This is a genomic window from Planctobacterium marinum, from assembly GCF_020687805.1.
GTDB lineage: Bacteria > Pseudomonadota > Gammaproteobacteria > Enterobacterales > Alteromonadaceae > Planctobacterium > Planctobacterium marinum.
In genome coordinates this window covers 455,420-471,490 of the sequence record NZ_JAJEWQ010000003.1, presented here as the reverse complement: position 1 = coordinate 471,490, position 16,071 = coordinate 455,420, and the positions used below count along the sequence as shown (strand labels likewise).

At 47.6% G+C, this 16,071-nt stretch carries 12 protein-coding genes; 11 read left to right on the top strand and 1 reads right to left on the bottom strand.

What is annotated here, in order from left to right:
* Positions 1-22: 22 nt before the first annotated feature.
* The 10 genes from bamA to tilS all read left to right on the top strand — a co-directional run bounded on the left by bamA (position 23) and on the right by tilS (position 13,057).
* The gene (gene bamA / locus LJ740_RS11805; protein ID WP_229529292.1) at positions 23-2,497 is read left to right on the top strand and encodes an outer membrane protein assembly factor BamA; all 2,475 of its coding nucleotides are present in this window, start codon (positions 23-25) and stop codon (positions 2,495-2,497) included.
* Positions 2,498-2,548: 51 nt separating this feature from the next.
* Complete coding sequence (locus LJ740_RS11800) at positions 2,549-3,064, top strand: OmpH family outer membrane protein (RefSeq protein WP_377306809.1); 516 nt, start codon at positions 2,549-2,551, stop codon at positions 3,062-3,064.
* Positions 3,065-3,078: 14 nt separating this feature from the next.
* Entirely contained in the window at positions 3,079-4,095 is a 1,017-nt protein-coding gene (gene lpxD / locus LJ740_RS11795; protein ID WP_229529291.1) for a UDP-3-O-(3-hydroxymyristoyl)glucosamine N-acyltransferase, read from the top strand.
* 81 nt (positions 4,096-4,176) lie between these two features.
* On the top strand, positions 4,177-4,623 hold the full coding sequence (gene fabZ, locus LJ740_RS11790) for a 3-hydroxyacyl-ACP dehydratase FabZ (protein ID WP_229529290.1): 447 nt from the start codon (positions 4,177-4,179) through the stop codon (positions 4,621-4,623).
* Positions 4,624-4,626: 3 nt separating this feature from the next.
* On the top strand, positions 4,627-5,394 hold the full coding sequence (gene lpxA, locus LJ740_RS11785; RefSeq protein WP_229529289.1) for an acyl-ACP--UDP-N-acetylglucosamine O-acyltransferase: 768 nt from the start codon (positions 4,627-4,629) through the stop codon (positions 5,392-5,394).
* Positions 5,395-5,428: 34 nt separating this feature from the next.
* Entirely contained in the window at positions 5,429-6,577 is a 1,149-nt protein-coding gene (gene lpxB / locus LJ740_RS11780; RefSeq protein ID WP_229529288.1) for a lipid-A-disaccharide synthase, read from the top strand.
* A 2-nt stretch (positions 6,578-6,579) separates the two neighbouring features.
* Positions 6,580-7,143, top strand: coding sequence for a ribonuclease HII (gene rnhB / locus LJ740_RS11775; protein ID WP_267498235.1), 564 nt, complete (start codon positions 6,580-6,582; stop codon positions 7,141-7,143).
* A 13-nt stretch (positions 7,144-7,156) separates the two neighbouring features.
* The gene (gene dnaE / locus LJ740_RS11770; protein WP_229529287.1) at positions 7,157-10,633 is read left to right on the top strand and encodes a DNA polymerase III subunit alpha; all 3,477 of its coding nucleotides are present in this window, start codon (positions 7,157-7,159) and stop codon (positions 10,631-10,633) included.
* Positions 10,634-10,700: 67 nt separating this feature from the next.
* Positions 10,701-11,657 carry an acetyl-CoA carboxylase carboxyl transferase subunit alpha gene (accA, locus tag LJ740_RS11765; RefSeq protein ID WP_229529286.1) on the top strand — a complete coding sequence of 319 codons (957 nt, stop codon included), beginning with the start codon at positions 10,701-10,703 and terminating at the stop codon, positions 11,655-11,657.
* Positions 11,658-11,719: 62 nt separating this feature from the next.
* Complete coding sequence (tilS, locus tag LJ740_RS11760) at positions 11,720-13,057, top strand: tRNA lysidine(34) synthetase TilS (protein ID WP_229529285.1); 1,338 nt, start codon at positions 11,720-11,722, stop codon at positions 13,055-13,057.
* A 5-nt stretch (positions 13,058-13,062) separates the two neighbouring features.
* Here the strand turns inward: tilS and LJ740_RS11755 are convergent, their stop codons facing one another.
* Positions 13,063-13,956: a GGDEF domain-containing protein gene (locus LJ740_RS11755; RefSeq protein WP_229529284.1), complete on the bottom strand. Its 894-nt coding sequence runs from the start codon at positions 13,954-13,956 to the stop codon at positions 13,063-13,065.
* Between the two features lie 101 nt (positions 13,957-14,057).
* On the opposite strand from LJ740_RS11755, the gene LJ740_RS11750 reads away from it, so the two are divergent.
* Complete coding sequence (locus LJ740_RS11750; RefSeq protein ID WP_229529283.1) at positions 14,058-16,022, top strand: monovalent cation:proton antiporter family protein; 1,965 nt, start codon at positions 14,058-14,060, stop codon at positions 16,020-16,022.
* The last annotated feature ends 49 nt before the right edge of the window (positions 16,023-16,071 follow it).

The window sequence follows — 16,071 nt, the reverse complement described above, 5'->3', positions numbered from 1 at the left end:
CAGTCAGGAAGAATATAAATAAATGAAGTTGAATCAGATACTTTTTGCATTGCTTTTTGTGTTTTGCACGGGAGCAGTAAGTGCAAATACAGCCAAAGAATTTGTCATCGATGATATCAAAATTGAAGGGTTACAAAGAGTTGCATTAGGTGCAGCCCTGACCTACATGCCGGTGCAGGTAGGTGACACGATGAACGGTTTCAGGATCGCTCAGGTCATTAAGTCGCTGTATTCCTCTACTCACTTTGAGAGCATAAAAGTCTTGCGGGATGGCAATACTCTGGTGGTCAGGGTAAAAGAGAGACCCACTATCAGTAATATCATTTTTGAAGGTAACGATGATATTAAAGATGAGCAATTGCAGGAAAGTCTGGATGGCAGCAACATTCGCATCGGTGAACCTTTAGACCGTACTGTATTGACTGGTCTTGAAAGTGGCCTTAAAGATTTCTATTACAGCGTGGGTAAATACAACGCTGATGTATCTGCGATTGTCACGCCGCTACCTCGTAACCGTGTGGATTTAAAGTTTTTATTTGAAGAAGGCGACGCTGCAAAAATTGCGCAAATCAATATTGTGGGCAATGAGTTATTCAGTGACGCTGAATTACTGGAAGGTTTTGAGTTGGGTTTTGATGCCCCCTGGTGGGACTTTCTGGCAGAGACCCGCTATCAGAAGCAAACCCTGGAAGGGGATATGGAAACACTGCGCAGTCACTATCTGGACAGAGGCTATCTGCAGTTCAATGTCAATTCCACTCAGGTGTCGATGACGCCGGATAAAAAGGGTATTTATGTTGCCATCAACGTCACCGAAGGGGAACAGTTCAATATCTCTGAAATTGAAGTCACCGGTGAATTATTAGGACATGGCGATACCATTCGCGCTTTATTGCCGCTGAAAAGTGACACCCTGTACAACCAGGCTCTGGTGACATACACCGAAGAATTCATCAGCAAGTATTTGGGGCGGTTTGGCTACGCCTATCCCTCAGTAACGACTATCCCGGACATTAATGAAGACGACAAAACGGTAAAACTGACGATAGCGGTTGATCCGGGCAAGCGTATTTATGTGCGCCGCATTAACTTTGTGGGCAACGACATCACTAAGGACGAAGTGTTGCGCCGTGAGGTCACACAGATGGAAGGTAGCTTCCTGTCTAACCAGGCGTTGGAAGTGTCTAAAGCGAATATTTCCCGACGACTGACCTTTGTGGATGAAGTGGAATTCGAAACCGTGCGCATTCCAGGTGAAGACGATAAGGTTGACGTTGACTTCAGCTTAAAAGAACAGCCGTCCGGATCGTTTAATGCCGGTATCGGTTTTGGTGACCGCACTGGTCTGAGTCTGCAGGCAGGTGTATCACAGGATAACTTCCTGGGTACCGGTAAACAGGTGGGCTTTAACATCAATACCAACCGTTACCAAAAGCAGGCTGCGATAACTTACAATGATCCCTATTTTACCATTGATGGTATCAGCCTGGGGGGCACCTTATCCTACAGCGAACTGGATGCTGGTGATTTTGGTCTGGTGCAATACAACACCAAAACCTATCGTGTTGGTGGTACTTTTGGTTTCCCAATCAATGAATACAACCGTTTGCGTTTTGGGTTAACCTATGAAAATGAAGAACTGGCGCAACGCGATACCTATGAGCAAACAGCCCGTTTTTACAATTTGTTTGTGGACGAGAATAACCCGGATGCGCCGATTAATTACGATTCCTTTGTATTGTCCGCAGCCTGGATTCGGAGCACCCTGAACCGTGGTTTGTATCCGACAGCGGGTTCTAATCAGACCTTGTCACTGACCGCCACAACGCCGAATTCCGATGCCAATTATTTCAAGGCTGAGTTCAATACGCGTTTCTACTTCCCAATATCTGATGATCAACGTTGGACGGTATTAACCCGCCTGCGTTTAGGGTATGGTAACGGTTACGGCACGATTAACGGTAGTGACCAGATCCTGCCCTTTACACAGAACTTTACAGCCGGTGGTTCGGGGACGTTACGCGGCTTTGAAAACAATACCGTCGGCCCAAGAGCAGTACAAAGAAGTATCACCACTGACAATGGACCAGATGGCAGTTCAGTGGGTAATGGTGAATTATCCGATACCCTCTTTGTAACCGAGCGTTCCATAGGTGGTAATGCCATTGCTGTCGGTGGGGTAGAGCTGATTGTCCCTACGCCATTTATCGGTGAAGAATACGACTCCCAGGTGCGTTCCAGTATCTTCCTGGATGTGGGTACCGTTTGGGATACTGAATTTGACTACGATGAATTTAGAAATTTAAACATGAACTCCGTCAGTGCTGATCGCCTGCTGGATTTCGCTGACCCCAGTCTGTATCGGGCTTCCTATGGCTTGTCTGTACAGTGGTTGTCACCCATGGGACCAATGGTATTTAGCTTCTCGCGCGCATTGAAAGAGCAAAGCGGTGATGAAGTGAAGTTCTTCTCGTTCAACATTGGTCAAACATTTTAATCATATTTTAAATTGCAAAGATAATTAGCATAAGAATTTAAGGAGTAATCTGTGAAAGCATTAAAACTAACCGCCGTTGCAATGACCTTAGCTGCCTCAGTAGCCAGTGGCAGTGCCTATGCACAACAAAAAATTGGTGCCGCCAATGTACAGGCGATTTTTCAAAGTCTTCCTCAGGCGGCCACGATCCAGCAAAGTATCAATGCTGAGTTCAAGGACCGTATCGAAGAAGTCAATCGCATGGAAAAAGATCTGCAATATTATTTGGAAAAGCAAAAGCGTGATACGGCGACAATGAGCCAGCAGGAAATCACTGAGTTAGAACAAAAAATTACCAGCTTAAGAGATGAGTATGTTGGCAAAGCACAACCGTTGCAACGCGAGCTGGAGCGTCGTTCTAACGAAGAGCGCAACCGTTTATTGGGAATGATCCAGCAGGGCATCAACAAGGTAGCCGAAGCTGAAAATTACGATGTGATTTTAAATGCCGGTGCGATTGCCTTCATTGATGATCAGTACAATGTGTCACAAAAAGTGATTGAAGAAGTTAGTAAAAACGCTAATTAATTGAGAACTCACCCATGCTCAGCTACACATTGGCCGAGTTGGCGGAGATTATTGGTGCCGAGGTACGAGGTGACGCAACTGTTAGCGTCACTTCTATTGGCACGCTAGCTACCGCCACTGAAGGTCAAATCTCATTTCTGGCTAACGCCAAATATCGCTCTCAATTATCCGAAACTAAAGCCACCGCCGTAATCCTCAGTGAAGAAGACGCAAAATATTGCCAGACCAATGCGTTGGTCATGAAAAACGCTTACCTTGGCTTTGCCAAAGTGGCACAGGCGCTGGATACTACGCCCGATGCCGCGGATGGCATACATGAATCCGCCGTGATCGCTGCCGATGCAGTCCTGGCGGATTCTGTGTCAGTTGGTGCCAATGCGGTTATCGAATCGGGTGCCGAAATAGGCGTCGATGTGCAAATAGGCCCGGGGTGTTTTATAGGTAAAGGCGCGCGTATCGGTAATGGCACCAAGTTGTGGGCAAACGTGACGGTATATCACGACTGTATCATTGGTGAACATTGCCTGATTCAAAGTTCCGCAGTTATCGGTTCCGATGGTTTTGGCTATGCTAATGATGCCGGTAAATGGGTGAAGATCCCTCAACTGGGTCGGGCCGTGTTGGGTAATCGGGTAGAAATAGGTGCCAATTCCTGTGTCGACCGCGGCGCCCTGGAAGATACCATTTTGCATGATGGCGTTATCATAGATAACCTGTGCCAGATTGCTCATAACGTCGAAATAGGGGAAAATAGCGCAGTGGCAGGTTGTACTGTGATTGCCGGAAGTACCACGATTGGAAAACATTGTATTATTGCCGGTATGGTTGGCATTAACGGGCATATCAGCATCACCGATGGCGTTACCTTAACCGGATTCTCCATGGTCACCAAAGCCATTAAAGAACCCGGAGTCTATTCCTCAGGTATTCCTGCAATGCCGAATAAAGACTGGCGTAAAAGTATGGTGGGTTTGCGTAATCTCGAGAAGTTATCGCAACGGGTAAAAGAAATAGAAAAATATCAGAAATAGGGCATCCTATTTTACAGCACATGATTTGCTAACTGCCGCAGTGCTGCTCTATGATAAAAGTCAGAACAGGAGAAGAGTGGTTTGACTGACGTGATTGAACGTGTAGAAATCGAAGAAATAATGGCTTTACTGCCGCATCGCTACCCGATGCTGCTGGTAGACAGAGTAACGGAACTGGAAGTCGGTAAGCGTATTAAAGCCTATAAAAATATCACCTTTAACGAACCCTGTTTTATGGGCCATTTTCCAGGAAAACCTATTTTTCCGGGCGTTATGATTCTGGAAGCGTTAGCACAAGCCGCCGGGATTTTGGGCTTCAAGAGCGCTGGCAATACCGATGATTTATATCTGTATGCGGGCATCGACAAGGCGCGTTTTAAACTGCCCGTGACACCCGGTGACAGACTGGATTTTGACGTGGATTTTATTAAAGAACGTCGGGGTATCTGGAAGTTTCAGGGTTATGCCAGTGTCAGTGGTCAGGAAGCCTGTAGCGCTGAATTTATGTGTGCAATGAGGAAGATGTAGAACGTGATCCATCCTACCGCTGTCATCGACCCTAAAGCGACGTTGGGGAACAATGTATCAATTGGCCCTTTTTCCGTTATCGGCCCGGATGTGGTTATCGGCGATGATTGTATTGTCAATTCGCATGTGGTGATCAAAGGCCCCAGCAAAATTGGTAAAGGCAATCATTTTTTCCAGTTTGCCAGTATCGGTGAAGATTGTCAGGACAAAAAGTACGCCGGTGAGCCGACAGAGCTGTTGATTGGTGACAATAACGTTTTTCGCGAAAGCGTCACCGTGCATCGCGGTACCATACAGGATGAGGGCAAAACAGTTATCGGAAACGGCAATCTGTTTATGGCTTATGCGCATGTTGCCCACGATGTTCGCATCGGCAATCACACAATCTGTGCCAATAGCTGTACGCTGGCGGGGCACGTACATGTGGCTGATTACGCGATTCTGGGCGGTATGACAGCGATCCATCAGTTTTGTAAAATTGGTGCTCACGCCTTTGTCGGTGGCGGCGCTATTATTTTGCGGGATTTACCTCCATTTGTGATGTTAGGTAATGATGGCAAACCGCACGGCATCAATTCGGAAGGACTCAAGCGCCGAGGTTTCAGCCCGGAGAGTATCCGGGCTATAAAAAATGCTTACCGCGTTATATATCGACAGGGCAACAAAGCGGCAGAGGCCGTAGAGATTATTCGGGATATGGTGCAGGAAAACCCGGAAGTGCAGTTGATGTCTGAATTTCTGGAAGCCTCAGAGCGCGGTATCATACGTTAACCGCAACGCCTCAACGCTGTTCTAAGCGAATATTATGACAAATAAAACCATCAGAGTGGGTATTGTTGCCGGAGAGACCTCCGGCGATATTTTGGCCGCAGGATTGATTGCTGAATTTCGCAAACAATACCCTGACGCTATTTTCGAAGGCATTGCCGGCCCCAGAATGCAGGCCGTTGGCTGCCAGTCCTTATTTGATATGGAAGAGCTTTCAGTAATGGGACTGGTGGAAGTGTTATCCCGTATCCGTCGACTGTTACATATCCGCAAAAGTGTTTTGCAGTACTTTACGGAAAATCCGCCGGATGTGTTTATCGGTGTAGATGCGCCGGACTTCAATTTAACCCTGGAAATGAAGCTCAAACAGCAGGGGATCAAAACCATACATTATGTCAGCCCTACGGTGTGGGCATGGCGTGAAAGCCGGGTTCACAAAATTGCCCGGGCTACCAATAATGTGTTTTGTATTTTCCCATTTGAACCTGCTGTGTATCAAAAGTTTCAAATACCGGCCGAGTTTGTCGGTCATACCCTGGCCGATCAGATCCCGCTTCAGGTAGACAGAAAGTCAGCCCGGGAATACCTGAATGTGGATGCCAATCAAAAGGTGCTGGCAGTGTTACCGGGTAGTCGCGCTGGTGAAGTCAGGAGCCTGTTAGACACCTTTATACTCAGTGCTGAAAAAGTAGCGCAGCAACATCCGGATTTGTTGGTATTGATCCCGGTGGTGAATAAACAGCGCAAATCTGAAATTGACGAACGCCTGAACGAGCTTAAACCCAAAGTCAAAGTGCGCACTGTGTTTGGTCATTCTCAACAGGTTATGATTGCTTCAAACGCCGTGCTATTAGCATCGGGAACTGCCACGTTGGAGGCACTGCTGTGCAAGAGACCCATGGTAGTGGCCTATAAATTAAAAGCCATGACCTATCAGATGATGCGCTTTATGTATAAACAACAATATTTTGCCTTGCCCAATATACTGGCTGGTAAAGCGCTGGTGCCTGAATTACTGCAGGCCGATGTCAATCCCACGCTGATTTCTGAGAAGTTGTTGACGATGCTGGAAGGGGATGCGCCGGAATTACAGGAAGAGTATCTGAAAATCCACCAATCCTTGCGTTGCAACGCCGATCAAACGGCTGCGCAATCGGTGGCAAAATTACTGAAACTGGAGGTTTAGTCTTGCTGATAGCGGGTGTTGATGAAGTGGGCCGAGGGCCACTGGTAGGCAATGTGGTCACCGCCGCAGTTATATTAGATCCGGCCCGACCTATTGCCGGACTCACTGATTCCAAAAAACTTTCTGAAACTAAAAGAAATAAACTATTTCCCCTGATCAAAGAACAGGCGCTCTGTTGGGCAATTGGCGAAGCAACACCGCAAGAAATCGACGAAATTAATATCTATCAGGCCACCATGTTAGCGATGTCCAGGGCGGTGGCAGCATTAACCACTGCGCCGGATTTTGTTAAAGTAGATGGCAATAAGGTTCCCGCCTGGCAGTGGCCTGCAGAGGCGATTGTTAAAGGAGATCTAACGGTACCGGAAATTTCAGCCGCTTCGATTCTGGCCAAAGTCACCCGTGATCGGCAAATGGCAGAACTGGATCAGCAATATCCAGAGTTTGGCTTTGCCCAACACAAAGGCTATCCTACTAAACTGCATCTGGAAAAGTTAGCGCAATTCGGTCCTATTTTTGCTCACCGTCGCAGCTTTAAGCCGGTGGCGCTACTATTAGAACAATGACACTGGAAATATAATGACACAGGAAAGTAACGCGTCTTTCATTCATCTCAGAGTACACAGCGATTTTTCGATGTGCGATGGTTTGAATAAAATTCCTAAGATCATTGGCCGGGTTGCAGAACTCGGTATGCCGGCAGTGGCCATTACCGATCAAATGAATATGTGCGGCCTGGTTAAATATTATTATCAGGCACATGGCAATGGCGTTAAACCCATTATCGGATGTGACTTTTGGTTGCAAAATCCGCTGTTGGGTGAAGATATCTTCCGTACCACCTTGTTAGCCAGCAACAACGCCGGTTATAAGAATATCACACTTTTGATCTCACGAGCCTACCAACGCGGTGCCGTGAAGGACAAAGCGGTGATTGATGCTCACTGGTTGGCAGAACACGCCGAAGGTATTATCGTGCTGTCTGGCGCAAAAGACGGTGAATTGGGCTTTGCACTGCAAAAGCAAAATCACAAACAGATTAATCAGTTGCTGGATTTTTATCTGCAACACTTTCCCGAGCATTTTTTCATTGAACTGCAACGCACCGGGCGCCCCGGAGAAGAAGATTATTTGCATGCAGCGGTAGCATTAGCTGAGCAGCGGGAACTGCCAGTAGTGGCGACAAATGAAGTGGTGTTCCTCAAAGAGACTGAGTTCCCCGCCCATGACATTCGAGTCAGTATTCACGACGGTTACACACTGGAAGATCCTCGTCGTCCCAAGCGTTTTAGTGAACAACAGTATTTGCGCAGCGCTGAAGAAATGCAGGCATTGTTTAGCGATATTCCGGAAGCCATAGAAAATACCGTAGAGATTGCCAAACGCTGTAATGTTACGGTGCAACTGGGAACCTACTTCCTGCCTAAGTTCCCTACCGGTGGATTGTCGGACGCAGATTATTTGGTAAAAGTATCTGAAGAAGGCCTGGAAGAGCGATTAGTGTTTTTGTTTCCGGACCCCGAAGAGCGTGCTCAGAAGCGCCCCGAATACGATGAGCGTCTGCAAATAGAATTGCAGGTTATTAACCAGATGGGTTTTCCCGGTTACTTCCTTATCGTAATGGAATTTATTCAGTGGAGTAAGGATCACGATATTCCGGTGGGACCAGGGCGGGGTTCCGGTGCGGGGTCGTTGGTGGCCTACGCACTGAAAATTACCGATCTCGACCCGCTGGAATTTGATCTGCTATTCGAGCGATTCCTGAACCCTGAACGGGTATCTATGCCGGATTTTGATGTTGATTTTTGTATGGATCGACGTGACGAAGTCATTGACCACGTTGCTGATATGTACGGCCGTGACGCCGTATCCCAGATTATTACTTTTGGTACTATGGCTGCAAAAGCAGTAGTGCGGGATGTGGGCCGGGTATTGGGCCATCCCTACGGCTTTGTCGATCGCATCTCCAAACTGATCCCCGGTGATCCCGGTATGACCCTGGCAAAAGCTTTTGAGGTGGAGCCCCGTCTGCAGGAGGCCTACGACGAAGATGAAGACGTCAAAGATCTGATTGATATGTGCCGCATCCTGGAAGGGGTGGTGCGAAATGCCGGTAAACACGCCGGGGGAGTGGTTATCTCTCCCACTAAAATTACCGATTTTGCGCCGCTCTATTGTGACGAGGAAGGTAAATTTCCGGTCACCCAATTTGATAAGAACGATGTAGAAACTGCAGGGCTGGTAAAGTTCGACTTCCTGGGATTACGTACCCTGACCATTATCCAGTGGGCGCTGGACATGGTGAAAGAGCGCTCCGGTGATGTGGTAGACATCTCTGCAATTCCGCTAGAAGATAAAGAAAGTTTCGCGATGTTGATGCGGGCTGAAACGACGGCGGTATTCCAGCTGGAATCCCGCGGTATGAAAGATCTCATCAACCGTCTTCAACCGGATACCTTTGAAGATATTATCGCACTGGTAGCACTGTTCAGACCCGGACCATTGCAGTCCGGCATGGTAGACAACTTTATCGACCGAAAACACGGTCGCGAAGAAATATCTTATCCTGACGCTCAGTATCAGCACGAATGTTTGAAAGAAATTTTGCAGCCCACCTACGGCATTATCCTGTATCAGGAGCAGGTAATGCAGATAGCTCAGGAAATGTCTGGCTATAGTCTCGGTGGTGCTGACTTGTTGCGCCGGGCCATGGGTAAGAAAAAACCTGAAGAAATGGCCAAGCAGCGTGCCTCATTTGAGGATGGCGCCAAAGAAAACGGTATCGATCCCGAACTGGCGATGAAGATTTTCGACCTGGTGGAGAAATTCGCCGGGTACGGCTTTAATAAATCACACTCAGCTGCGTATGCTTTGGTGTCCTATCAAACTCTTTGGTTAAAAGCCCATTATCCGTCTGAGTTTATGGCGGCGGTAATGTCGGCGGATATGGATAACACTGACAAAATTGTAACCCTGGTGGATGAATGTAATCGCATGGGCATTAAAATTTCACCGCCCGATGTGAACTCCGGAAAATACAAATTTACGGTAAATCAGGAAGGTACCATTATTTATGGTATCGGTGCGGTAAAAGGTGTCGGGGAAGGTCCCATTGAAGCCCTGATTAAGGCGCGTGAAGAAAAGGGCTATTTCACGGATATTTTTGATTTTTGTGCCAAGGTAGATCTTAAAAAGCTCAATAAACGAGTAATGGAAAAGCTGATCTTATCCGGTGCCATGGATGAACTTGGTCCTCACCGGGCGTCGTTAATGGCCACGTTACCCGAAGCAATGGCTGCTGCTGAGCAACACGCAAAAGCTGAATCTTACGGTCAGGCAGATATGTTTGGCTTGCTCACCAGTGAGCCGGAAGAAGTCAACAACGCGTTTGTGATGGTGCCGGAATGGCCGGAAAAACAGTGGTTAGATGGGGAAAAAGAGACTTTAGGTCTATATTTAACAGGCCACCCTATTAACCAGTACCGGGAAGAGTTACAGCACTATTGCCGCGGACGACTGGTGGATGCCAAACCGGGAGACAGGGACTCTGTTTCAAAAGTTGTGGGACTGGTGATCGGCGTTCGTGTTATGGTAAACAAAAAGGGCCGACGCTGGGCTATCGTTACGCTGGATGATCAAAGTGCCAGAATGGATGCGCGATTCTTCCCGGATATGTTCGAAGAATACGAAGAAATGTTACAAACGGACAAAGTTTTGGTGCTTTCCGGACAGGTCAGCTTTGATGATTTCTCCGGGGGCAATACAATCACGGTCCGTCATGCTCAGGATATTATTCAGGCGCGTGAAAAACAGTTAAAGCATCTGTTATTAGAAGTGGATGCGCAATGGTGTCAAAACAACGGTATTGTGCAGTTGCAAAGGGTATTCGAACCCTTTCGCGGTGGGATCTGTCCGGTACAGCTCCGGTATTTCCACGAAGATGCAACGGCGTGCATATCTTTGGGCGCTGAGTGGTACTTATCACCACAAGATGAGTTATTATACGAAGTAAGAAACCTGTTGGGTGCGGATAAAGTGGAAATGATCTTTCACTAAATCATTGGCTAACAAAACGGTGCCGTACACAATAATACATTTAATGAAGTAATAATTAGGTATTTGAATGAGCTTACACTTCCTTGATTTTGAGCAACCCATTGCTGAACTTGAGGCAAAAATAGAAGAGCTAAAGTCCGTGAATCAGGGCGGCGAATTTGACGTCAGCCTGGAAGAAGAAATCACGCGTTTAAGAGAAAAAAGCTCAGAACTCACAAACAAGATCTTTTCCGGATTAGGGGCCTGGCAAATATCGCAATTGGCCAGACACCCAATGCGACCTTACACTCTGGATTATATTCCACGCATATTCACCGAATTTGATGAATTATGCGGTGATCGTGCCTATGCCGATGACAAAGCTATCATAGGTGGTCTGGCTAAGATTGATGGTACCCCGGTTATGGTCATTGGCCATCAGAAAGGCCGTGATACCCACGAAAAAATTAAGCGTAACTTTGGTATGCCCAAGCCGGAAGGTTATCGCAAAGCCCTGCGTTTGATGGAAATGGCAGAGCGTTTCAAACTGCCCATTATTACCTTTATCGACACCCCCGGGGCTTACCCTGGTGTGGGCGCCGAAGAGCGTGGTCAAAGTGAAGCGATTGCCCGCAACCTGAAAGTCATGTCTGGGCTGAAAACACCTATCATCTGTACAGTTATTGGTGAAGGTGGCTCCGGTGGCGCACTGGCAATCGGTGTTGGTGACAGAGTGAATATGTTGCAGTTCAGTACCTATTCGGTAATTTCTCCGGAAGGTTGTGCTTCTATTTTGTGGAAAAGTGCTGAAAATGCTCCGTTAGCCGCCGAAGCGATGGGGGTATCTGCACCACAAATTAAAGAGTTAGGTTTGATCAATACCATAGTGAATGAGCCTCAGGGTGGAGCACACCGGGATTACGACACCATGGCGGCAAACCTGAAAGCTACGCTGAAACAGCAGTTGTCGCAATTAACCGGTTTGTCAAAAGAGGCACTGCTGGAAGAGCGATATCAGCGCCTCATGTCTTTTGGTTATTGTTAAGTTCTCATCCAGGTTACACTAAGCCGCAGTAATGCGGCTTTTTTATTGGTGCGCAATTTTGCATGGCTGAAACACAGAATCACTACCAACAGTTTGAAACTACGCTGCAGCGGTATCTGACGCCGGAGTGCGGCTACCAGACATTACTAGTTGCCTACAGTGGAGGTATGGATTCCACCTTGCTGCTGCATTTTGCCGCCGTTTATGCCGTTGAACACAAAATCCGTGTAAAAGCAGTACATGTTAACCATAACCTCAGCCCAAATGCCTCACATTGGCAACAGCATTGTCAGCGCCAATGTGACCTGTTAGATATCGAATTACACAGCAAGACAGTTAATGTGCGCGCTCAGGGGCAAGGCATTGAAGCCGCTGCCCGGGATGCCCGTTATAGGGCAATTGCTGACGTCGCCGATGCGGAGACTTTGGTGCTGCTGGGACAGCACAAAAGCGATCAGGTAGAAACCTTTATGTTGCAACTGTTGCGCGGTGCCGGACCGGCGGGGCTGTCAGCCATGGCAGAGTTTTCTGTTAACGACAATCAATGTCACTTGCTGCGACCACTGCTGAATTTGTCACGGGCTGACATCGAGGCGGAAGTCAGGCGGCGCAATTTGTGCTGGGTGGAAGACGAATCCAATCAGGGGCTTGATTTTGACCGGAATTATCTGCGCAATCAGGTGTTGCCGTTGATTGCCGGGCGCTGGCCTCACTTTGAACAGACTGTAACCCGCTCAGTGGGGCACATTGCTGAACAAAATAGTTTGTTTCAGGAAACGGTAAGCCTGAAGCGGCAATCTTTGGCCGCAGGGCAGTCTGAATTGGATTTGAATAAACTGGCCGGATATTCCTGGCAATGGCAAAAGCAGTTGCTCATGAACTGGCTAAAGTCTCTTGGCGTATCTCTGCCTTCAGCAAAAATTTTGCAAGCCATACTCCAGGAATGCGTATCTGCCAAACCCGATGCGCAACCACGGGTAAAGTGGGGACAATGGCAATGTCAAAGATTCGATAATAAGCTCTATCTGTTACCACAAACAGAAGAAATAACACCAGAAAATTGTCGCCTTGTCTTAGACCAGTGGAACCGGTTACCTCAAGGGGCAGGCCAATTGTGGCTGAGTCAGGAAGAAAATCCTAAAGGGCAGACACTGTATTTACCTGAAGAGAGCGAGTTTACTGCCACCTTTGGACAGTTTTCCAGGCGTTTCAAGCCACAGGGTAGTGCGCATTCAAAGTCAGTTAAACAATGGTTTAAGGCCTGGAAGGTGCCGCCATGGCAGCGCCCGTTTACGCCTATTTTGTGTTGTCAGGGGATGATCGTCGCAGTCGGGAGCAGGTTGAGCAGTACAGAACCATTACCAGGTTATGTTCCTTTTCATATTGACTGGCAACGCTAACCTGTTTATGCGGCCCATTTGGCGCAGTTTCTGCCAGATTTTTTCGCCTGATAAAGGGCCTTGTCGGCGCGGTCAAACAAGGTGGTTTCGTCATCCTGAGCGTGTAGCATGGCCATACCAAAACTAACACTCACACCGTGTTTTTGCAGTAAAGAATCGTTGGCTACAGCCTCCTGGATTCTCTCTACTATCAGGTTATTAGCAGTTTCATCGGTGTTTGTAGTAATGCAACAAAACTCATCGCCACCGAAACGGAAGGCATAGTCGGAGTTGCGCAGCGATTGATTGATAGCGCCGGCGACGCTCATGAGTACTTTGTCACCTTCGTGATGTCCGAATTGATCGTTCACTTGCTTAAACTTGTCCAGATCCATCATGATCAGGCTGACTTTGTCACCGTCGCGATGAGCTTTGCTGGTGGCTTTTTCCAGTGTCTCGTCAAATTGACGGCGGTTGCCCAGTGACGTCAGACCATCTTTTAAGGCCAGTTTTTGAATTTGATAAAATTGCAGGGCGTTGCGAACTGGATTTTTGACACACTGGTTAATGTCTTTCAGTAATTGGTTTTCGCGCAATGACAAGGTTCTGACAAAGCCGTATTCAATCTTAATACTGCCGTCGCGCCCTGACAGCAGGTCAAAGCTTCTGACAACGGACTGATTGTCCTGTTCACCAAACTGGAATGTGCCAACCGGGCTGACAATATTGAGAAATGAGGCATTCAGTCGAGCTTTAACTTCTGTATAAACCAGCTCTCCAAGTTCTTGTAAATCAAGACTATTCGTCAATACTTGCAGTAACTGATTTTTTTCTTTATCGCTCATGTGAGTTTGCTGAGCGTGAATATTGAAAAAGCGATCAGTTATTGTGTTATCGTAGAACGGGGCTAAATTTTCCAAGATTTTCTCCTGCCAGAAAATTGGCGAAACCAACTTTTACCGTGTTATTGCTCTAATTAAAGCAATCAACGTGCCAGATAAAAATAAACCGCGGAATTGGAATGGAAGGCAGTTTTACCGACATTTTGTTATTGATGGTGTTGGCAGTATTTGCCGTATGGTTATTTAAACGCGTCAATCTACCGCCCATACTGGCTTACCTGGCCTGTGGTATCGTGGCCGGCCCCGATTTAATGCAGATCTACGAAGATCCGCAAGAAATGCATTTTTTTGCAGAACTGGGCATTGTTTTCCTGCTGTTTTCACTGGGGCTGGAATTTTCGCTGCCCAGGATGTTAGCAATGCGACATCTGGTGTTTGGCGTCGGACTGGGACAAATGATCGTTACCACCCTGGTCTTTATGGGGCTGGCCTTATTGTTTGGCTTTGAGCCGATACCCGCTTTTGTCATTGGCGGTATGGCGGCGCTGTCTTCCACCGCCATTGTGATTAAACAATCCAGTGAGTTGGGGATACTCAACACAGCGCGTGCGCAGATGTCGGTCAGCATCCTGTTATTTCAGGACCTTGCGGTAGTTCCCTTACTTATTGTGATCCCCTTATTTGCCGCGGATGGCGAACAGAGTTTAGCGGTGGCGATTTCGCTGGCGGTGTTTAAAGGCTCATTAGTTTTTATTATTTTGTTGTCAGTGGGCAAGTGGGTTTTACCCCGTATATTTAGCGAAGTCGCCAAAACCCGTACTGATGAATTGTTTGTGCTTACCACCATCTTGGTGGCGCTCATGGCCGCGGGCCTGACTCATTCATTTGGATTATCGATGGCGTTGGGCGCGTTTTTGGCGGGCATGATGTTGGGGGAGAGCCAGTACAAACACCAACTGGAGGCGGATATACGGCCCTTCAGAGATATTTTTATGGGCTTGTTCTTTATTACCATTGGCATGCGTCTGGAACTCAACACTTTTGTCACCAGTATTCATTGGATTTTGACCGGTTTGGTGTTGTTAATGGTGCTTAAAGTGGTGCTGATACGCTTTTCTGCATGGTTGTTTAAAGCGTCTGGCAATGACGCCTGGGCAGCGGGTATCAAGCTGTGTCAGATGGGCGAATTTAGCTTTGTAATTGTTGCCCTGGCAACAAATCACGAGATCTTGTCGTCTAAGGATGCGTCGGTCCTGATGAGTATCGGTATTTTAAGTATGGCGATTACACCCTGGCTGGTGACGAACAGTCCCAGGATCGTTGCCAGAATGAATCGCCGAAAAATAGAAACGCCGGTTCAGCCCGCGCCTAAGCCAGAGGCTTTGCAGGACCATGTGATTATTTTCGGTTTTGGCCGGGTAGGGCAATCAGTGAGTCGCCTGCTGAAAGTAGAAGCAATACATTATGTGGCGGTGGATGCAGATCCGGTGCGGGTCCATGAAAGCTGCGCAGCCGGAGAGCTGGTTTATTTCGGTGATGCGCAAAACAAAGATATTCTGCGCACTGTGGGTATCGACAAAGCCAAGCTCGCCATTCTGACCTTTGATGAACACGCCAAGGCTAAAGCGGTCATAGAATCAGTGGTCGCGCTTAATCCTGAGTTGCCGGTGGTGGTGCGCACCCGAAAAGATTGTCACCTGGAAGAGCTGTACATGGCTGGCGCGTCGCAGGTGGTACCGGAGATTTTGGAAGGCAGCCTGATGCTGGTTTCTCAGGTGCTTCATTTGTGTGGCGTACCTATGTCTCGCATATTAAAACGGGTACGCAAAGAGCGCAAAGAGCACTACCGCCATATGCACGGATTCTTTCCCGGGGAAACTACCGAAATGACTTACGGTAAACAGGATAAGTTAGAATTTATGCACGCTGTGGTGCTAACTCCGGACGCCCATGCTGTGGGCAAGCGTTTGTCGGATGTGAAAATCGACACCATGCGGGTTTCTATCAAAGGTCTGCGCAGGAATAATGCGGAAATTCCGGCTCCTGATTTGGATATCGAATTGCAGGTTAACGACGTGATAGTCATTTCCGGTAAGCCTCGCAGGGTGGAGCGGGCAGAGAGGATCCTGTTAGAAGGGCATTAGCGGAAGATTTAAGCACAATCGTCTTCGTTTGATACAACAACGGGATTTA

What these genes read in the sequence shown, in the direction of transcription:
- accA (WP_229529286.1), top strand. Translation starts at nt 10,701, where the DNA reads ATGAGCTTACACTTCCTTGATTTTGAGCAACCCATTGCTGAACTTGAG.
- lpxD (WP_229529291.1), top strand. Translation starts at nt 3,079, where the DNA reads ATGCTCAGCTACACATTGGCCGAGTTGGCGGAGATTATTGGTGCCGAG.
- tilS (WP_229529285.1), top strand. Translation starts at nt 11,720, where the DNA reads ATGGCTGAAACACAGAATCACTACCAACAGTTTGAAACTACGCTGCAG.
- lpxB (WP_229529288.1), top strand. Translation starts at nt 5,429, where the DNA reads ATGACAAATAAAACCATCAGAGTGGGTATTGTTGCCGGAGAGACCTCC.
- bamA (WP_229529292.1), top strand. Translation starts at nt 23, where the DNA reads ATGAAGTTGAATCAGATACTTTTTGCATTGCTTTTTGTGTTTTGCACG.
- LJ740_RS11750 (WP_229529283.1), top strand. Translation starts at nt 14,058, where the DNA reads ATGGAAGGCAGTTTTACCGACATTTTGTTATTGATGGTGTTGGCAGTA.
- dnaE (WP_229529287.1), top strand. Translation starts at nt 7,157, where the DNA reads ATGACACAGGAAAGTAACGCGTCTTTCATTCATCTCAGAGTACACAGC.